The sequence below is a fragment of the Pseudomonas sp. PDM31 genome (assembly GCF_019218965.1).
In the GTDB taxonomy this organism is placed as follows: domain Bacteria; phylum Pseudomonadota; class Gammaproteobacteria; order Pseudomonadales; family Pseudomonadaceae; genus Aquipseudomonas.
On record NZ_JAHUWS010000007.1, the window covers coordinates 208,004 to 227,957 of the forward strand.

Annotated in this window: 14 protein-coding genes and 2 pseudogenes; 9 read left to right on the forward strand and 7 right to left on the reverse strand. The window is 60.5% G+C overall.

What is annotated here, in order from left to right; translation table 11 throughout:
- The first annotated feature begins 60 nt into the window (after positions 1–60).
- The 6 genes from KW839_RS15830 (at position 61) to KW839_RS15855 (ending at position 6,003) form a co-directional block, all read left to right on the forward strand.
- Positions 61–807, forward strand: coding sequence for an amino acid ABC transporter permease (locus KW839_RS15830; protein ID WP_056855249.1), 747 nt, complete (start codon positions 61–63; stop codon positions 805–807).
- Positions 807–1,478 carry an amino acid ABC transporter permease gene (locus KW839_RS15835; RefSeq protein WP_060541848.1) on the forward strand — a complete coding sequence of 224 codons (672 nt, stop codon included), beginning with the start codon at positions 807–809 and terminating at the stop codon, positions 1,476–1,478. The genes KW839_RS15830 and KW839_RS15835 overlap by 1 nt, the downstream gene beginning before the upstream one ends.
- Positions 1,475–2,209, forward strand: coding sequence for an amino acid ABC transporter ATP-binding protein (locus KW839_RS15840; protein ID WP_008021036.1), 735 nt, complete (start codon positions 1,475–1,477; stop codon positions 2,207–2,209). The genes KW839_RS15835 and KW839_RS15840 overlap by 4 nt, the downstream gene beginning before the upstream one ends.
- Before the next feature lie 216 nt (positions 2,210–2,425).
- A complete protein-coding gene (locus tag KW839_RS15845; protein WP_218424823.1) occupies positions 2,426–4,327 on the forward strand; it encodes a sensor histidine kinase in 1,902 nt (633 codons plus the stop codon).
- Positions 4,324–5,652: a sigma-54 dependent transcriptional regulator gene (locus tag KW839_RS15850; protein ID WP_218424825.1), complete on the forward strand. Its 1,329-nt coding sequence runs from the start codon at positions 4,324–4,326 to the stop codon at positions 5,650–5,652. Before KW839_RS15845 ends, KW839_RS15850 begins: the two co-directional genes overlap by 4 nt.
- A gap of 21 nt (positions 5,653–5,673) precedes the next feature.
- On the forward strand, positions 5,674–6,003 hold the full coding sequence (locus KW839_RS15855; protein WP_162237398.1) for a GlpM family protein: 330 nt from the start codon (positions 5,674–5,676) through the stop codon (positions 6,001–6,003).
- Between the two features lie 20 nt (positions 6,004–6,023).
- On the opposite strand, the gene KW839_RS15860 is transcribed toward KW839_RS15855, so the two are convergent.
- Positions 6,024–7,055: an alpha/beta fold hydrolase gene (locus KW839_RS15860; protein ID WP_218424832.1), complete on the reverse strand. Its 1,032-nt coding sequence runs from the start codon at positions 7,053–7,055 to the stop codon at positions 6,024–6,026.
- 228 nt (positions 7,056–7,283) lie between these two features.
- On the opposite strand from KW839_RS15860, the gene KW839_RS15865 reads away from it, so the two are divergent.
- Positions 7,284–12,854, forward strand: coding sequence for a dermonecrotic toxin domain-containing protein (locus KW839_RS15865; RefSeq protein ID WP_218424835.1), 5,571 nt, complete (start codon positions 7,284–7,286; stop codon positions 12,852–12,854).
- Between the two features lie 36 nt (positions 12,855–12,890).
- On the opposite strand, the gene metE is transcribed toward KW839_RS15865, so the two are convergent.
- Entirely contained in the window at positions 12,891–15,203 is a 2,313-nt protein-coding gene (metE, locus tag KW839_RS15870; protein ID WP_218424930.1) for a 5-methyltetrahydropteroyltriglutamate--homocysteine S-methyltransferase, read from the reverse strand.
- Between the two features lie 120 nt (positions 15,204–15,323).
- Here metE and metR point away from each other — a divergent pair, with 120 nt between their 5' ends.
- Positions 15,324–16,241, forward strand: coding sequence for a transcriptional regulator MetR (metR, locus tag KW839_RS15875; RefSeq protein WP_060541855.1), 918 nt, complete (start codon positions 15,324–15,326; stop codon positions 16,239–16,241).
- A gap of 120 nt (positions 16,242–16,361) precedes the next feature.
- On the opposite strand, the pseudogene KW839_RS15880 reads toward metR, so the two are convergent.
- The 5 genes and pseudogenes from KW839_RS15880 to KW839_RS15895 all read right to left on the reverse strand — a co-directional run.
- A pseudogene (locus KW839_RS15880) lies at positions 16,362–16,499 on the reverse strand (GNAT family N-acetyltransferase); the annotation flags it as partial.
- Between the two features lie 168 nt (positions 16,500–16,667).
- Positions 16,668–16,805, reverse strand: a pseudogene (locus tag KW839_RS15885) (GNAT family N-acetyltransferase); the annotation flags it as partial.
- 168 nt (positions 16,806–16,973) lie between these two features.
- Positions 16,974–17,471, reverse strand: a complete 498-nt coding sequence (locus KW839_RS15890; RefSeq protein ID WP_218424836.1) for a GNAT family N-acetyltransferase — start codon at positions 17,469–17,471, stop codon at positions 16,974–16,976.
- A 2-nt stretch (positions 17,472–17,473) separates the two neighbouring features.
- Positions 17,474–17,596, reverse strand: a complete 123-nt coding sequence (locus tag KW839_RS27690; RefSeq protein ID WP_256352678.1) for a hypothetical protein — start codon at positions 17,594–17,596, stop codon at positions 17,474–17,476.
- Positions 17,597–17,617: 21 nt separating this feature from the next.
- Positions 17,618–18,052: an NUDIX domain-containing protein gene (locus KW839_RS15895; RefSeq protein WP_218424838.1), complete on the reverse strand. Its 435-nt coding sequence runs from the start codon at positions 18,050–18,052 to the stop codon at positions 17,618–17,620.
- Between the two features lie 263 nt (positions 18,053–18,315).
- Between KW839_RS15895 and KW839_RS15900 the strand changes: the two genes are divergently transcribed.
- Positions 18,316–19,935 (forward strand): FMN-binding glutamate synthase family protein, encoded by a 1,620-nt coding sequence (locus tag KW839_RS15900; RefSeq protein WP_218424840.1) that lies wholly within the window; start codon positions 18,316–18,318, stop codon positions 19,933–19,935.
- Positions 19,936–19,954: the final 19 nt, after the last annotated feature.

The window sequence follows — 19,954 nt, forward strand, 5'->3', positions numbered from 1 at the left end:
GGAACGGAGCTTCCCCCAAGCGGGCATTTGTACATCGATCGAATCCGAGGGGAGACCCTAATGAATTACAACTGGGACTGGAGCGTGTTCTTCAAGTCCACCGGCGTGGGCAGCGAGACCTATCTCGACTGGTACGTGTCCGGTCTGGCCTGGACCATCGGCATCGCCATCGCGGCGTGGATCATCGCCCTGACTCTGGGCTCGATCCTGGGCGTCATGCGTACCGTGCCGAATCGCATCGTATCGGGCATCGCCACCTGCTACGTCGAACTCTTCCGTAACGTGCCGCTGCTGGTTCAGCTGTTCATCTGGTACTTCCTGGTACCCGACCTGCTGCCGGCGGACCTGCAAGAGTGGTACAAGCAGGATCTGAACCCGACCACCTCGGCCTTCCTCAGCGTCGTCGTATGCCTGGGCCTGTTCACCACCGCCCGGGTTTGCGAACAGGTGCGCACCGGTATCCAGGCCCTGCCAAAAGGCCAGGAATCGGCAGCCCGTGCCATGGGTTTCAAGCTGCCGCAAATCTACTGGAACGTGCTGCTGCCCCAGGCCTACCGGATCATCATTCCGCCGCTTACCTCGGAATTTTTGAACGTCTTCAAGAACACCTCCGTGGCCTCGCTGATCGGCCTGATGGAGCTGCTCGCGCAGACCAAACAGACCGCCGAGTTCTCCGCCAACCTGTTCGAAGCCTTTACCCTGGCCACGCTGATCTACTTCACCCTGAACATGAGCCTGATGTTGCTGATGCGCCTGGTCGAGAAGAAAGTTGCCGTACCGGGCCTGATCTCCGTAGGGGGTAAATGATGGAATTCGACTTCTCGGGCATCATCCCGTCCCTGCCGGGCCTGTGGAACGGCATGGTCATGACCCTGAAACTGATGGCCATGGGCGTGATCGGGGGGATCATCCTCGGCACCATCCTGGCGCTGTGCCGCCTGTCCCACAACAAACTGCTGTCGAACCTCGCTGGCGCCTACGTCAACTACTTCCGCTCGATCCCGTTGCTGCTGGTCATCACCTGGTTCTACCTGGCGGTGCCGTTCGTACTGCGCTGGATCACCGGCGAAGACACGCCGATCGGCGCGTTCGCATCCTGCATCGTGGCCTTCATGATGTTCGAAGCGGCGTACTTCTGCGAAATCGTCCGTGCCGGTGTGCAGTCGATTCCCAAGGGCCAGATGGGCGCTGCCCAGGCGCTGGGCATGACTTACGGGCAGATGATGCGCCTGATCATCCTGCCGCAAGCGTTCCGCAAGATGACCCCGCTGTTGCTGCAGCAGAGCATCATCCTGTTTCAGGACACCTCGCTGGTCTACGCGGTCGGTCTGGTGGACTTCCTCAATGCTTCGCGCGCCAGTGGCGACATCATTGGCCGCTCCAATGAGTTCCTGATCTTCGCAGGTCTCGTGTACTTCATTATCAGCTTTTCCGCCTCGCTGCTGGTCAAGCGTCTGCAAAAAAGGTTCGCCGTATGATCTCTATCAAAAGCATCAACAAGTGGTATGGGGACTTCCAGGTACTGACTGATTGCAGCACCGAGGTCAAAAAAGGCGAAGTGATCGTGGTGTGCGGGCCATCCGGTTCCGGCAAGTCGACCCTGATCAAGTGCGTCAACGCCCTGGAGCCGTTCCAGAAGGGCGACATCGTGGTCGACGGCACGTCCATTGCCGACCCGAAGACCAACCTGCCGAAACTGCGTTCGCGCGTTGGCATGGTGTTCCAGCACTTCGAACTGTTCCCGCACCTGACCATCACCGAAAACCTGACCATCGCGCAGATCAAGGTGTTGGGCCGCAGCAAGGAAGAAGCCACCAAGAAAGGCCTGCAACTGCTTGAGCGCGTCGGTCTCTCGGCTCACGCCCATAAGCACCCGGGCCAGCTTTCCGGTGGTCAGCAGCAGCGTGTGGCGATTGCCCGTGCGCTGGCGATGGACCCGATCGTCATGCTGTTCGACGAACCGACCTCGGCGCTGGACCCGGAAATGGTCAACGAAGTACTCGACGTGATGGTGCAACTGGCCCACGAAGGCATGACCATGATGTGCGTGACCCACGAAATGGGCTTCGCCCGCAAAGTGGCCGACCGCGTGATCTTCATGGACGCCGGCAAGATCATCGAAGACTGCCCGAAAGAGGAGTTCTTCGGCGACATCAACGCCCGCGCCGAACGTACCCAGCACTTCCTCAACAAGATTCTGCAGCACTAAGCAAACACCGCTCCCCCTGTGGGAGCGGGCTTCTGTGGCGAGGGGGCTTGCCCCCGTTGGGTCGCGAAGCGGCCCCGGCATTTTATAGTCAGACCGCATGCAATGGGTTTACGACTGCTTCGCAGCCGAACGGGGGCAAGCCCCCTCGCCACAAAGTTCACCCCACACCAGTGGTTATTCACGATCAAGTGTTGTGGTTGACCCAAGGCATCTGTGATGAAATGCGACCCCAATCTCTATCGCGCAGCGCCGCCATCACTTGCCGTGAAACCCCGTCTGATCCGTCATTTGTTCCTGCCGCCGTTGATCATCGCCCTGATGATCGGACTCGGCTTCATCGGCTTCTGGCTCAGTGAGCACTACGGCATTCGCAACCTCGGCGAAAATGGCCAGCGTCAGCTGGAGCTGCACGCCCGCGCAGTCGAGAGCGAGATCAGCAAGTACACCTACCTGCCCAGCCTGCTGGAACTGGAATCCAGTGTTTCGCAGCTGCTGGCCGACCCGACTCCGGAACACCGGCAAACGGTCAACGATTACCTCGAAGGCCTGAACCGGCGCAGCCGCAGTCGGGCCATCTACGTGATGGACACCACCGGTCGCGTCATGGCCACCAGCAACTGGCGCGACTTCGACAGTTACCTGGGTGAAGACCTGTCCTTCCGCGCCTATTTCCAGAACGCCGTGCGCGGCCAGCCGGGACGCTTCTACGGCATCGGCAGCACCAACGGCGAGCCCGGTTACTATCTGGCCCACGGCCTGGAAGAACACGGCAAGATCATCGGCGTCGCGGTGGTCAAGGTCCGCCTGGAAGCCCTGGAGGAACGCTGGCAGCGTGCGCGCCTGGAAGCCTTCGTCAGTGACGAGAACGGCATCATCATTCTGTCCAGCGATCCGGCGCGACGGCTCAAATCGGTGCTGCCGCTCAGCGACGAAACCAAGGAGAAACTGGCCCGCAGCCTGCAGTACTACTGGTTCCCGCTCAATGAACTGCAACCGCTGGCCCGGGAAACCCTGTCGGAGGGCGTGGAAAAACTCACCTTTCCGGCCAACAGTGAACTGAAGTCAGACGACGAGAACATCAGCTATCTGTCGCAAAGCCGACCGCTGAGCGACACACCGTGGAACTTCACCCTGCTCACCCCGTTGCAGGATTTGCGTCGCGAAGCGATCAACCAAGGGATTCTGGTAGCGGTGGCATTTGCCCTGGTCGCCTTCCTGCTGATTGCCTGGAACGAACGGCGCAAGGTGATCGCTACCCGCCTCGCCGCCCGGGAAGCCCTGCAGGAAGCCAACAATCAACTGGAGCGTCGGATTACCGAACGGACCGTCGACCTGCGCGCCAGCAATGAACGGCTCAAGGGTCAGATCCGTGAACGCCGGCATGCCGAAGAGACCTTGCGCCGCGCCCAGGATGAACTGGTGCAGGCCGGAAAACTCGCGGCGATTGGCCAGATGTCGACCAGCATCGCCCATGAATTGAACCAGCCGCTGGCGGCGCTGCGCACCCTGTCCGGCAATACCGTGCGTTTCCTCGAACGCGGCCAGCTTGACGTGGCCAGCACCAACCTCAAGACCATCAACGAATTGATCGACCGCATGGGCCGCATTACCGCCAGCCTGCGTTCCTTCGCGCGGCGCGGTGATGACAAAGGCCAGGCCTGCCTCGGCAAAGCCGCGGACGCCGCCTTGCAGTTGCTCGGCAGCCGCGTGGAAAACACACCATTGCGCCTGCATCGAGACTTCGAAGACGTACAACTGCAAATCGACCAGACCCGCCTGGAGCAGATTCTGGTCAACCTGATCGGCAACGCTCTCGACGCCATGCAGGCGCAGCCACTGCCACAGCTGTGGCTGGAAGGTGAGCGGGTCGACGACAAGTATCGGCTGCGCGTACGTGACAACGGCCACGGCATCGACGCCGAAACGCGCAAGCACCTGTTCGAACCGTTTTTCACCACCAAACCCGGCGAACAGGGCCTGGGCCTTGGCCTGACGCTTTCCGCCAGCCTGGCCGCCGCCACCGGCGGGCAACTGGGTGTCGAACATCCGGCCAGCGGTGGTACCGCATTCGTCCTCAGTTTACCGTTGGTAAGCCCCACTCCCGCCGAGCCAATATGAACAACGACCTTAGTGTGTTGATCGTCGAAGACGACCCCCATGTACTGCTTGGTTGCCAGCAGGCGCTGACCCTCGAAGACATCCCCTGCATTGGCGTGGGCAGCGCCGAAGAAGCCCTGGAGCGGGTCGGCGACAACTTTGCCGGCATTGTCATCAGCGACATACGCCTGCCGGGCATCGATGGCCTGGAATTGCTGACCCGGCTCAAGGCGCGCGATCGCAGCCTGCCGGTGGTCCTGATCACTGGCCATGGCGACATCTCCATGGCGGTCGGCGCGATGCAAAAAGGCGCCTACGACTTCATGGAGAAACCGTTCTCTCCGGAACGTCTGGTGGATGTGGCCCGCCGCGCCCTGGAGCAACGCAGCCTGGCTCGTGAAGTTTCGTCGTTGCGCCGACAGCTGGCCGAGCGCGACTCCCTCGAAGGTCGCATCATCGGCCGTTCGCCCGCCATGCAGAACCTGCGCGAGCTGATTGCCAACGTCGCCGATACCTCGGCCAACGTGTTGATCGAGGGTGAGACCGGTACTGGTAAAGAGCTGGTCGCGCGCTGCCTGCACGACTTCTGTCGCCGCCACACCCGGCAGTTTGTCGCGCTGAACTGCGGGGGCCTGCCGGAGAACCTGTTCGAAAGCGAAATTTTCGGCCATGAAGCCAACGCCTTCACCGGCGCCGGCAAACGGCGAATCGGCAAGATCGAGCACGCCGACGGCGGTACGTTGTTCCTCGACGAAGTGGAAAGCATGCCGCTGCCACTGCAAATCAAACTGCTGCGGGTCTTGCAGGAGCGCACCCTCGAACGCCTCGGCTCGAACCAGAGCGTGGCGGTGGACTGCCGGGTGATCGCCGCGACCAAGTCCGATCTGGACGAGTCGAGCAGGGCCGGCGAATTTCGCAGCGACCTGTACTACCGCCTCAACGTGGTAACCCTGGAGCTGCCACCCTTGCGTGAACGTCGCGAGGACATCCTGCAGCTGTTCGAACACTTCCTGCAGCAATCATCCCTGCGTTTCGACCGCAGTGTACCGGAGCTGGACAACCAGACCCTGTCCAGCCTGATGAGCCACGACTGGCCCGGCAACGTGCGCGAACTGCGCAACGTCGCCGAGCGCTTCGCCCTCGGCCTGCCGGCCTTCAAGAAGTCTGGGGCCAGCGGCAACAACCAGGGCCTGGCCTTCGCCGAAGCCGTGGAGGCTTTCGAGCGCAACCTGCTGGTGGACGCCTTGCAACGCAGCGGCGGCAACCTGACCCAGGCCAGCCAGGAACTGGGCATGGCCAAGACCACTCTGTTCGACAAAGTGAAAAAGTACGGCCTGAGCCATTAAAGCGAGACCTGTGTGGACCTGATTCTCAAAGCAATGCTGGGTGCCGCGGTGGTGGTGATCCTCGCCGCCCTGGCCAAGACCAGAAACTATTACATCGCCGGCCTGGTGCCACTGTTTCCGACCTTCGCCCTGATTGCCCACTACATCGTCGGCAAAGGCCGCTCGCTGGATGACCTCAAGACCACCATCGTGTTCGGCATGTGGTCGATCATTCCGTACTTCGTCTACCTGGCGACCTTGTACCTGATGGTGGACCGGATGCGCCTGGAGGCTTCGCTGGCGGTGGCCGCCGTGGCCTGGTTGATGGCAGCCACCGTGCTGGTCAGCGTCTGGGTGCGCCTGCACGCCTGAACATCCCCCCTTGCCGGGGGTTACAGGAGATTGTGTTCGGCTACCGGGTCGATTTGCGCCCAATGCGACGTGTCTTCCCGGTGAGCGCGCAAATACGGCAACACTGCCGCCAACAACGGTGCCTTGAACTGTTCCTGGAAGCGATGGGCCAGACCCGGAATCAATTTCAACTCACTGCCACGCAAGTGCGCCGCCAGATGCACGCCGTGCATCACCGGCAGCAGCGGATCGGCCGTACCATGCACCACCAGCGCCGGCACCCGTAATTGGTTAAGCAACGCGACACGGCTCGGTTCGGCCAGAATGGCCATGATCTGGCGCTTCACGCCTTCGGGATTGAACGCCCGGTCATAGGAAGCGGCCGCCTGTTCCAGCAATGCCTGACGATCGTCACTGACCATCGGACTGCCCAGCGCTGCCAGCAGGTCGGCCTGTTGTTCCAGAGCCACTTGACGATTCGGGGCGCCGCGACGCGCCAGCAATTGCATAAGGGCCGCGCTCGGCGCCGGCAAACCTTCGGCCCCGGATGTGGTCATGATCAACGTCAGGCTCTCGACCCGTTGCGGCGCCATGGCTGCCATATGCTGGGCGATCATCCCGCCCATGCTCGCGCCGAGCACGTGAAACCGTTCGACATGCAGGGCATCCATCAGGCCGAAGCCATCGTCCGCCATGTCGGTCAGGGTGTAGGGCGCCGACACCGGCAAGCCGAGTTTGTAGCGCAGCACTTCGAAGGTCAGGTTGGCGTCGGCGGGCGTTTGCCGCCAAGTGGACAGACCGACATCCCGGTTGTCGTAACGAATCACCCTAAAACCCTGCTGACACAGCGCGACCACCACCTCATCCGGCCAATGAATCAACTGCCCGCCCAGGCCCATGACCAACAACAGCGCCGGATCGGAATCACGCCCGATGCTCTGGTACGCCAGGCTCACCTGTGCCAGATCGACCCGTTGGGTTGGAACATTCACATCACATTGCGAGGCCGCCATGGATGGCAGGCTGAACAGCCCGGCCAGCAAAAAGGCCGCCGATAGAAAGAAAGCACGCATGAAAAACACCGAAACGCAGAACCCCAGTAGAGCGCGAGTCTGATGATGTTTGCGCAAGCGCGCTGCCACAGTTGCGTGACAATTTGATGAACATCGCCGAATGGTCGGTGCGCTAACGCTCATGTCGTGGTGCGGTAACTATGTAGTGCCCGTACCACACGGGACTTTCCTTAAATGGCTCGATCAAGGAGCGGATCCACTGCTCCCCACATCGCGAGCCATATTGCCATGACCGATAGACTCCTCTTCGAACTGCCCTTGTCGACACCTGCCGTCTTTACACCCTCCCCCCCGCTACCGCCCCTGATCGACGAAAGCCTGTTTCTGCAAGCGTCTGCACGCTGGCGCGAAACCAGCCAGGGCTTGCGCGAGCTGGTGACCAGCAGTCCGCGACTGCGCGACACGCTCAATCAACTGCTCCAACGGGAACTGAATCTGGATGGGCAACTGGCCGGTTTGCTCTTCCCCGCCACGGACGAGCAGCCAGAGCGTTTCGTCAGTTTGACCGATGCCTGCGCTTTCGTTGTGCAACACCCGACGCTGGAGGAAACCCTCGATCAGCAATGTCGAGTGACGGGCGTTGATCAGCCCCACCCCCTGTCAGCACTGACACCGCTGCAAATGCTCGCGCGACTCAAGAAGCTCAATCTGGAGCAGGCACTCGGCGAGCGCTGGCGAACCTTCTGGGCCTCGCGAGCCCCCGGCACCCCTGTGTCGCGACAACAACGCTCGATACAGCTTTATCGCGATCATTTCGAGGCCGCCGCCCAACTGGCATTCGCCCAGAAAACCCTTACGGCGCAGCAGCTCAAACCTTTGCTGACGCTCATTGATACGCCCCCCGCAGAGGCGGTCTCCAGCGACCCGCCCATCCGTATCGAAACACTGGCGCTGGTGTTAAGCAACCAAAGCCGAGTCAAACTCACAGGTGCCTGGGTCATCACCACGGGAGACCCAGCGAGCGCCAGCCCATTGCTGTATCTGCCCAGCCGGCCCTTCGCAATCCAGGTATTCAAGCAGCGCAGCGACATGCAAGACTGGCTGTCGCGGCAAGCACTCGTTCCCAGGGGCCTGCCCAGCGATAACATGCATTTTGAGTACACAGTACAAACCAAGCCATTTGTCGTGGGCTCAAGCGATCTGTACGCGGCTCACCTGGAGGCTCAGGTGACCGCGTTACGGCATGGCACGCGCGGCAAGCCCGGGCTCGCGGAGCATGGAGGGCAAGCCCTGAGCCAGGCTGAGCAGATTGATCGTCAGCACAGCAAAATAGCGGTTTTCGCCTCTCCGCCCAAGCTGGAAACCGGCGATGACGATACCCAGGTCGATGAGCCCGCGCTTTTCGGCAGCCTGTACGCCGATATCCCCCGGTCGATGCGCAAGGCTGCGTTGGACAAACAGCGTGAGGCACTGGAAACACTGGTTGAAGCGGTTGGCGAAGGTGAAGGCCTGCAACCTTTCAAGGATTCGCTCGAAGCGCTGGAAGATGCCGAACAAGCTGCCGACAAGGCCTGTACGGCATTACTCCATCGCTCGCGCCCCCTGGATCTGGACAGGTTTCAGCAAGAATTCAGCGCCCTGCACACCGCTCACAAGGCCGGTTTACACGCCGAAGCAGCGCTGCAACTGGCGCTCAAGCAGTTGACTGACGATGAGTGCAGCCGGCTCAAAGCTGTACTCGACACCCCCGACGAACCCGGTCTGGACGCGGTAGCGGCCAGCCTCACGCTATCAACGAGCGAGCAACAGGATGACGGCGGCAGCCCCACCACCCAGGTGCTGAACGGCGCATTTGTCGTGACCGCCGCGGACGCGCTCATCGACGCAGACTCGCCACATAGCGTACTGCTCTATTGGCCTGGAGCCGGTGGTGGATTGCAACGGTTTGCCAACCGTCGCGAGCTGGAGCACCAGGTGTTCATGCTTCACGATCAGGACAGCAAACTGACCGTGCAGCTGAAAAAAATCAGCGGCGATGCGCTCCTGCATGGCCTTGACCAACTGACCAGCGACTTCGAAAAACAGGCCGGCAAAATACGTCAGCTCCATGCTGAACCGGCCGACGCCGCACAGCGTGCCGAACAACTGGAGATTTTGCGCCAAGGCGCCCTCGCCCGATTACAGGTTCCGGTGCACGCCGCCAGAAGCCTGGCCTTCACCCATCTGCTTGAGCAAGACCGCAGTGGCGCCCTCGCCGCCAACCTGCCGCAGTGGCTCAACCAGTTGCCTGAAGCGGACCGTAACGAACTCAAAGGCCTGATTCAGGCGTACATCCCGGCGATGCAACGCAGCCACGAACTGATGACCATTGCCCTGGAGCCCCGGGACGACTTCACCCGCAAACACCTGCACGCCCGCCTGCGCAAAGACTTTGCAGTCAAGGGCAGTTTCGACGTCAAGCTCGACTTGCCCGATTCGGTGAGACTGGAAAACCAATTCGTTGAAGCGCCCGGAGCACCCGGCACCCCGCAGAAACTCAAATCAGTGCCCAGCATATCGCGCAGCAAGATGTCTCTGGAGGATCTGGCCCAACACAACATCGACACCACGCCGTCGATGAACCTGGTGCAATTGGCGCTACGCCTGTCGTACATGCAGGTGCAGGTCACTGCCGATGATGAAACCGAAAGCAAGAACCTGACGACCGGGATCACAGTGCCCTGGCTGAAGAGGGTCCTGCCCGAACTCGACTTGGCCCAGGCCTACGAAAAGCAGATCCGCAAAACGTTCATGGGCGCGGCCGACGAATCCGTGTTCGTGAAGGAGCATCGGCGTGAATGCCTGATCGAGCCCTGGCGCCTGATGCTCAAGCTGCAAGGCGAATGCGCCCGCCTGCAGAAACAGATCAGCGTCGACGAATTGAAAGTGCTGAACATCGCCATCGACGCCAACAGCGCCGAGGCCTGGAACGCCGACGGTAAGCGTATCGTCATGCTCGCAGCCTTCCTGAGCGCAGGGGGCAAGGACACGCCCGGTGAAGGCTCCGCCACCTTGTCGGGTGTGACGTTCATTGAAGAACAGGTCAGTGGTACGACCCTGCTCTACCTGCCCGACAGTCCCGATGGCCAGTTCCTGCGTCGCTACGACAACCTGGAGGGGGCTCGCAAAGCCCTGTTCAACCTGTGCCTGCATCAGCGATGGGTCAACTATCTGGCCGGTCGCGCGTTGCAGGGTCAGGTTGCAGCCCATGAAAGGCGCATCAATCAGGCCGTGCTCACGCACTTCGATGCGATGATCGGGGTCGGCGCGCGCTGGCCGGCGACTACCTCGCTGGCCGCACACCTGCTCGATGGACATATGGGCCGCCTGATCGAAGCCCATCGGGGCACGTCGCGCTCCAACTATGCGCTGTACATGGAGCGATATGCCCTCAAAGGCCCGCGTGCCTTCAACTACATGAAAATGGCCATGGGCATGGTGCCTTTCGTTGGCGTGACCATCGCCCTCTACGATGCCTGGACCGCCGCGAACCAGGCGACCGCGGCCTTTATTCGCGGCGAGGTGGGTGACGGCCTGTCAGAGGTCGAATCGGTGCTGCTGTCATTGATTGACGCGGCCATGGATCTGCTCCCGGGTGAAGTGGCCAGCTCGGCGCTTTCCCGGACAGCGCGCTCCTTCACCCGCACTCGCCAGTTGAACAAGCTGGTCAGAAACGTCGCGGCGATGCAGCACATTTCCCTGCGACAAGCCCGGCATGTGCTGGCACGCTTCGCCGGTTACGAGTACGAAAAACCGCTCTCGCTACTGGGGCTGCAACCGGCAACCCATGGTCTCTACCGCGGTATATACCGGCATGCCGATGGTGATTTCATCGAGCGCCAGGGCCGTATCTTTCAGGTTGAACTGAGCAAGGATTCGCGCAACTGGCGTCTGTTCGGCAATTCCCGAAAAACCTACAAGCAACCTGTTGCCCTGGATGAAACAGGTCATTGGGACACCTGGTTCGGCGTTTATGGGACGGCCTTCGAAGGGGGTGGGTTGGGGGGTGGCCAGGTGTACGGGCATTTAGCCGACGCATTAGATCCGATCTGGCCACAAGCTGTTCGTCAACGGCTGCCACGCTGGTGGACCGATCAGAGGTTTCGCCGCCTTCAACAGTTGAACGAGACAGCCCAAGAGGTTACCGATGAATTTCGTGTCCAGACCGATTCCAGCGCTATCGCAATCAATAATTACCAAGCCACTACGATGGAGAGTCGCCCGGCGCTCAGGCCGACTGTCGACGCCTTATGCGAACTCGATATTGAATTGGCCATCCGACGGCACAGGGTGCTGGTGGAGCTGGAACCGCTGACACAGGGACGAAAAAAACGTGAGCTAACTGAAGCGATAAGCAAAGGTACCTGGATATTGGCTGATCGATACAGGCACCGTGCGTCTTATGCCTCGGACGGTAACGTAGACCTGTTTAAACGAATGACTGCCCTGAAAGAGGAGCTGGACAAATTACCCAGTACCGCCCTTGAACAGCGGGCGGCTGTGAACGACGGTCTGCGCAAACTGCAGGTGGAGTTCGTGGCTAACGTGGAGCAGATGCAAAAGTTCAAAGCCGAGGCCAACTATTGGTTTGATCGCATCAGCATCAAGTCGCACAAAGCCCTACTGAAGTCAATCATGGAAGAAATGAACCAAAACGCCACCGAAGCCAGATTGACGTTTCTGAAAACCATCTACCAGATGAAAATCGTCAGACGGGACGGCACAACCGATGATGCAGCATGGCAGTACCTCAAAGATCAGGTCGTTGCGCTGCGTGACAATGTCGCCCGAGCCTTGTCGTTGCAGAACGGCCTCCCGGAAGTCATCGTCACACGGGAGCAGCGCAATCAGAGCCTTCAGGTCTGCGTTTCGCAGTACACAGAATTCCGACGCAAGATGAGGGTCTGGACAACCAGCTACCCGGAATACTTCCACATGGATGTCGTTGATCCGTTGCTGGCCGGCATCGATAAAATGACAGTCTTGGCACGTAAAGGCATCGATCAATCTGTCCCGGTGGCACCCAAAGGGGAAATAAGTAAAAAATTGTTCCCGACCGAGGACAACCAATGGCTGATTGGTGTTGAAAGTTGGGATCCGAAAAGCAAGAAGCGGCTATTCAAAGTCAACGACAATGAAGTCTGGGAGCAAACCAGTGGTGACAAATTTCGCCTGCTGCCTCCGTCGAAACCCGGACCGGCAGCGGTTCAACCGAATCTCGCTGCACTGCTGGACGAAGCCCAAAAGCGCCTGGATTACCAGCCCAAATACCAGGCCAAGGTTGAGGGCTACGCCGAGCAGGATATGCTCCCGGTTGACCTGGAGCACATGTTGGTCAGCGAGGCGGACGAGCTCATTCGCCGTGCCGACCGTATTGAGGGTGTGGCCGCGCAGGAGCAAATCATAAGAGCGTTACGCGACAAGGCGGACGAGCTCAAAACCACCGGGCGCTCGCTGCGCACCCGGCAATCACTGACCACACGCAAACCCACCGACGGTATGTTGCAGGACCTGATCGAGCAGGATGCGGTGGAGATACGTAAAAAACTTCCGATCAGAAATCTCGGCAAGCGCCGCGACGGACACCCAGACTACATGCAGGAATATGAAATCTGGGATATGACACTCACTGAACCAGAGTTGCTCTGGTACGCCCACTTTCACTACAAAAGCGATAATCCGCCGCAATTCAAGAGGTTCGAGAAGGCCCACTTGAAACTGCCGGAACACCGTTATCTGACACACGCAGACGATGCCAACCTGCCCTATGCGGATATCGGCAATCGATCTGCCGTCCTCCAGTACTTTGAAACGCTTTAACTGAAAGGGGGAGCGGCTGGCCCGCTCCCCTCAAGGTTACGCCAACTGACTGCGCAACTGCCGCGCCGCCGCCACCATGTTGACCAACGCCGCTTCCGTCTCCGGCCACGCCCGCGTCTTCAACCCGCAATCGGGGTTGACCCACAGACGCTCGGCCGCAATCCGCTGCGCCGCCTTGCTCATCAACTTGACCATTTCGGCCGTGTCCGGCACCCGTGGCGAGTGAATGTCGTAGACGCCCGGGCCGATGTCGTTGGGGTAGTCGAAAGCTTCGAAGGCCTCCAGCAACGCCATGTCCGAACGCGAGGTTTCGAGGCTGATCACGTCGGCATCCATGGCCGCGATGGACTCGATCACATCGTTGAATTCGCTGTAGCACATGTGGGTGTGGATCTGGGTTTCGTCGCGCACCCCCGAGGCGCTCAGGCGGAACGCCTCCACGGCCCAATCCAGATACTCCTGCCACTGTGCCCGGCGCAGCGGCAGGCCTTCGCGGAACGCTGCTTCATCAATCTGCACGATCCTGATCCCGGCGCTTTCCAGGTCCAGCACTTCGTCACGCAGGGCCAGGGCCAGTTGCTGTGCCTGGACCTTGCGCGAGACATCTTCCCGGGGGAACGACCACATCAGCATGGTCACGGGACCGGTCAGCATGCCTTTCACGACTTTGTCCGTGAGGCCCTGTGCATAAGTGATCCAGTCGACCGTCATCGCTTTCGGGCGGCTCAGGTCACCGTAGATGATCGCCGGTTTCACGCAGCGCGAACCGTAACTCTGCACCCAGCCGAAACGGGTGAAGGCATAACCGTCGAGCTGCTCGGCGAAGTACTCGACCATGTCATTGCGTTCGGCCTCGCCGTGCACCAGCACGTCCAGGCCCAGGCGCTCCTGGATTTGCACTGAGTGGCGGATTTCGCAGCGCATGGCGTCGTTGTAATCGTTGGCCGACAGCTTGCCCTGCTTGAAGGCCTGGCGCGCCAGGCGGATCGAAGCGGTCTGCGGGAACGAGCCGATGGTGGTGGTCGGGAACACCGGCAGTTTCAGCTGCGCGCGTTGCTGTTCGATGCGTTTGGCGAACGGCGATTGGCGCTGGCTGTCGGTTGCCGCGATGCCGTGGATGCGAGCCTGAACGTCGGTTTTATGGATACGCGGTGACTGGGAGCGACTGGCGTGAATGGCACGGCTTTGTGCCAGGGCCGCTTGCACCTTGGGCGCTTGCGGATCGTTGAGCGCATCACGCAGCACAGCGATTTCGCCACACTTCTGCACTGCAAACGCCAGCCAGCTTTTCAGTTCCGGATCGAGTTTGTCTTCGCGCTCCAGATCCACCGGGCTGTGCAGCAACGAGCAGGAACTGCTGACCCACAGGTTGTCGCCGAAGCGCTCCTGGGCAAATTGCAGTTGCGCCAGCACGGGCTCCAGTTCACAGCGCCAGACATTGCGACCATTGACCAGGCCTACCGAGAGAATCTTGTAGGTCGGCAGGCGATCGAGCACCTGGCCGAGTTGGTCCGGCGCGCGTACCGCGTCAATGTGCAAGCCTTGCACCGGCAGGCCGACCGCCAGCCCGAGGTTGTCTTCCAGGCCGCTGAAATAAGTTGCCACGAGCTTCTTCAGCGGCGAATACTGAAGAATGTGATAGGCCCGCTCGAAGGCGTTCTTCCAGGCCTGGGGCAGGTCGAGTGTCAGGATCGGTTCGTCGATCTGCACCCATTCCACGCCCTGCCCGGCTAGGCGAACCAGAATTTCGTTATAGACCGGCAGCAGGCGCTCGAGCAGGTCGAGCCGGTCGAAGTCGTTACCCTTGGCCTTGCCCAGCCACAGGTAAGTCAACGGACCGATGATGACGGGTTTGACGGTGTGACCAAGCGCCCGGGCTTCATCGACTTCATCGAACAGTTGTTCCCAGCTCAGCTTGAACGCTTGCTCGGCCGTGAATTCCGGGACCAGGTAATGGTAGTTGGTGTCGAACCACTTGGTCAGTTCCTCGGCGTACGGCGCGTTGGCGTGCTCAGCGCCGCAGCAGGCTGTACTGGCGCCGCGGGCCATGGCAAACAGGGTATCGAGAGTCGGCAGGCCGTTGGCATCCTTGGTGTTGTCGAAGCGCTCCGGGATCACGCCGAAGGTCAGGGAGTGCGTCAGCACCTGGTCGTACCAGGCGAAATCACCGACTGGCAGCAGATCGATACCGGCGTCTTTCTGCAATTGCCAGTGGGCAGCACGCAGCTGACGGCCGACGTCATTCAACGCTTGCTGGTCGATATCGCCCTTCCAGTAGGACTCAAGGGCTTTCTTCAATTCGCGGTCCGCGCCGATACGGGGGAAACCAAGGGTGTGGGCCAGTGCCATGGTGAGAATTCTCTTCATAAGATTCGGTAAAACATGGCGCTATTGTCGACAGGCAAGGCAACATGAGACAAACTCAACCTTTTCGTGTTGATCACAAGTTTTTCTCATGGAGCCAGACCGGTGCTTGAAATCCGTCACCTCAAGACCCTGCACGCCTTACGCGAAGCCGACAGCCTGGTGGACGCGGCCGACCGCCTGCACCTGACCCAGTCGGCGCTGTCTCACCAGTTCAAAGAGCTTGAGGAACGGCTGGGCATGCCGTTGTTCGTGCGCAAAACCAAACCGGTGCGCTTCACCAGCGCCGGCTTGCGCCTGCTGCAACTGGCCGACGCCACCCTGCCGCTGCTGCGCGCCGCCGAGCGCGATATCAGTCGTTTGGCCGGCGGCACCGCCGGGCGCCTGCACATGGCCATCGAATGCCACAGTTGCTTCCAATGGCTGATGCCGACCATCGACCAGTTCCGCGACGCCTGGCCGGAAGTCGAACTGGACCTAGCCTCGGGTTTTTCCTTCGCGCCGCTACCGGCCCTGGCCCGTGGCGACCTAGACCTGGTGGTGACCTCCGATCCGGTGGATCTGGTCGGCATCACCTACGTGCCGCTGTTCACCTATGAAGCGATGCTCGCGGTGGCCAACCAGCACCGCCTGGCCGGCAAGGCCTATATCGTCCCGGAAGACCTGCTCGCGGAAACCCTGATCACTTATCCGGTAGAACGCGACCGGCTGGACATCTTCACCCGCTTCCTGGAACCGGCCGACATCGAACCGGCGCAGGTACGCACCTCGGAGCTGACGGTGATGATGATGCAACTGGTGGCCAGCGGACGCGGTGTCTGCGGCATGCCCCACTGGGCGCTGCATGAATACAGCTCACGGGGTTACGTGAAGGCCAAGCGGCTGGGCGAAAAAGGCTTGTTTGCCACGCTCTATGCGGCGATCCGCACCGATATGCTGGATGCACCGTACATGCGTGATTTTCTGCTGACGGCCAAGGACACGTCGTTTTCGACACTCGATGGTGTCAGCGCAGTCCGCTGAAACGCAATCAACCTGTGGGAGCGGGCTTGCTCGCGAAAGCGGTGTATCAGTCAAGCTGATGTCGACTGACACTGCGCTTTCGCGAGCAAGCCCGCTCCCACATTTTTGATCGTAGTGGACTTAGAGTTCGCGCCACATATGGATCTTGTCGAAGTATTCCTCACCCACCCGCACCGCCATCGGTTCCAGCCCGAACTGGACGAAACCGCAACGCAGGTACAGGTTGATCGCGGCAACATTGCCGGCGGTGACGGTAAGATGCGCCGTACATGCATGATTTTTTGCTGACGGCCAAGAGTCCGCTGAAACGCAATCAACCTGTGGGAGCGGGCTTGCTCGCGAAAGCGGTGTATCAGTCAAGCTGATGTCGACTGACACTGCGTTTTCGCGAGCAAGCCCGCTCCCACATTTTTGATCGTGGTGGACTTAGAGCTCGCGCCACATATGGATCTTGTCGAAGTAATCCTCGCCCACCCGCACCGCCATCGGTTCCAGCCCGAACTGGACGAAACCGCAACGCCGGTACAGGTTGATCGCGGCAACATTGCCGGCGGTGACGGTAAGATGCGCCGTACATGCATGATTTTTTGCTGACGGCCAAAAGTCCGCTGAAACGCAATCAACCTGTGGGAGCGGGCTTGCTCGCGAAAGCGGTGTATCAGTCAAGCTGATGTCGACTGACACTGCGCTTTCGCGAGCAAGCCCGCTCCCACATTTTTGATCGTGGTGGACTTAGAGCTCGCGCCACATATGGACCTTGTCGAAGTAATCCTCACCCACCCGCACCGCCATCGGTTCCAGCCCGAACTGGACGAAACCGCAACGCAGGTACAGGTTGATCGCGGCAACATTGCCGGCGGTGACAGTCAGCTTGATCAGGCGCAAACCCTGATGACGCTGTGCTTCGGCCAACGCTGCCTCGACCAGTTGCCGACCAATCCCGCCCTGGCGGACCTTGCCGGTCACGTACATGCCGAACAGCGTCACTTTATGCCGGGCCTTCTCGCGATATTCGAAAGCGAGGCCGACGATGCCCGCCAGGCGTCCCTCTGCGAACGCTCCGAGAACCACTTCCATCTTGCCGGTCAGGCGCGCCTCCCACCAACTCAACGGCATTGCCGCACGCTCGCGCACACTGGAAGTGAACGCCTGCGGATGCAGGTCATAGGCTTCGAGCATCAACTCTCGATAAGCCAGGGCATGGCTGGCGTCCAGGCGCTCGATCCACATGCTCAGGCCATCCGTTTTTGTTCAGGCATCAAGCGCGGCGCCGGGGACAGATGGAACGCTGCGGGTGCCCGCACCACCAGCAATGGCTCAGCGGCGAAAATCAGCAAGTCCTGGAGCGGGATCATGGCGGTCCTCGGCGTGGATGATCAGGCAATCGCGGTCAGTGATGCTCGATAAAACGGCAGGATCAGGTCCCGTGTCAATGGCGCCAGGCTGACACCCGCATCAGTGGTCGGGTCGATCCAGATCACCTCTTCGATCTCGGCGGCCGGGGTAACGTCGGCAGCGATCGTCAGCTGGAATATTTGTGCCTGAACGACAAAACCTGGTTCGTTGGCGGCCGGCGCAGAGAACTCGCCAAGGAAGCTGGCCTGCTGCGGATCAATGAGCAGACCCAACTCCTCATCCAGTTCACGGGCCAGTGCTTGAACCGGCAACTCATGGGCTTCGATCTTGCCACCCGGTTGCATGAAAGCCGTGGTGCCGCGCTTGCGCACCAGCAAGGTTCGGCCGTCGGGGCCGATCAACAGGGCGGCGGCGATGCGGATCAAACCGCAGGATGGTGTAGAAGCAGTCGGCATGAAAAAAGGCTCTGGATTTAAAAACACCAAGGATCACATGTCTGCCGCGGGTGAGCAAAGGCCCGCGCTGACGGCGCTCCATCAATGCCTCGTCAGGGGCTGAAACCCGCGTGCTTGACACTCGCGGTTGCCCTGGCAAAGGAATCGCTCGTAAGCTGTAAATCACTCGGGCACACAACGCCTGAAAAGATCGGGCCGCGTTTGGACGATCTTTTAACGATACCTAGTCCGAACCCAAGGATCCAAGGATCCAAGGAACCCGTATGAGCCTGTCACTCCTGAGCCGCTACGCCTTCTTTGCCGTCTGCGTGATCTTCACCCTCGCCAGCCTGCCCTTTCTCGAATACGACTGGCTCTGGCCGATCACCGCCGTGACCGGCGTGCTCAGCCTCGTCGGCCTGTTCGACCTGTTGCAAAGCCCCCACGCGGTGCGCCGCAACTACCCGATCCTCGGCAACATTCGCTATCTGGTCGAAGGCATTCGCCCGGAAATCCGCCAATACCTGCTCGAATCCGACAGCGACGCCCTGCCCTTCTCCCGGGCGCAGCGCTCGCTGGTGTATTCCCGGGCCAAGAACGAAACCGCCGACAAACCCTTCGGCACGCTGATCGACGTGTATCAATCGGGCTTCGAATTCATCGGCCACTCCATGCGCCCGGCACCGTTAAGCGACCCGAGCAGTTTCCGCGTCACCGTTGGCGGCCCGCAGTGCTCCCAACCGTATTCGGCATCGGTGTTCAACATCTCGGCCATGAGCTTCGGTTCGCTCAGCGCCAACGCCATTCGCGCATTGAACCAGGGGGCCAAACTCGGCAACTTCGCCCACGACACCGGTGAAGGCAGCATCAGCCCGTACCATCGCGAACACGGCGGCGACCTGACCTGGGAACTGGGCAGCGGTTACTTTGGCTGCCGCACCAGCGACGGCCGCTTCGACCCGGAACGCTTTGCCGCACAGGCTCAAATGCCGCAGGTGCGAATGATCGAAATCAAGATGAGCCAGGGTGCCAAGCCCGGCCACGGCGGCATCCTGCCCAAGCACAAGGTCACTAAAGAGATCGCCGAGACCCGCGGCATCCTGATGGGCGAGGACTGCGTGTCACCGTCGCGCCACAGCGCGTTTTCCACGCCGATCGAAATGATGCACTTCATCCAGCAATTGCGTGACTTGTCCGGTGGCAAACCGGTGGGTTTCAAGTTCTGCCTCGGCCACCCATGGGAATTCATGGGCATCGCCAAGGCCATGCTGGAGACCGGCATCCTTCCCGATTTCATTGTGGTCGACGGCAAGGAAGGCGGCACCGGCGCCGCGCCCGTCGAGTTCACCGACCATATTGGCGTGCCGATGCGCGAAGGCCTGCTATTCGTGCACAACACCCTCGTCGGTCTCAACCTGCGAGACAAGATCAAACTCGGTGCCAGCGACAAGATCGTCAGCGCGTTCGACATCGCCAGCGTGCTGGCCATCGGCGCCGACTGGGCCAACTCGGCCCGGGGCTTCATGTTCGCCATCGGCTGCATCCAGTCGCAGTCTTGCCACACCAACAAATGCCCGACCGGCGTCGCCACCCAGGACACCCTGCGCCAGCGCGCGCTGGTGGTGCCGGACAAGGCCCAACGGGTGTTCAGCTTCCACCGCAACACCCTCAAGGCCCTGGCGGAAATGCTCGCCGCCGCGGGTCTTGAACACCCTTCACAACTCTCGGCCAAACACCTGGTACGGCGCATGTCGGCCACCGAGGTCAAGCTGTTCTCGCAGTTGCACGTGTTTCTCAAACCGGGCGAGTTGCTGACCGGCGAAGTGAGTGGCGAGTTCTACTCGCGGATGTGGCAGATGGCACGGGCGGACAGTTTCGAAGCCAACGAAGAAGTAGCGGCATAAGTTTGAAACCCCTGCGCTG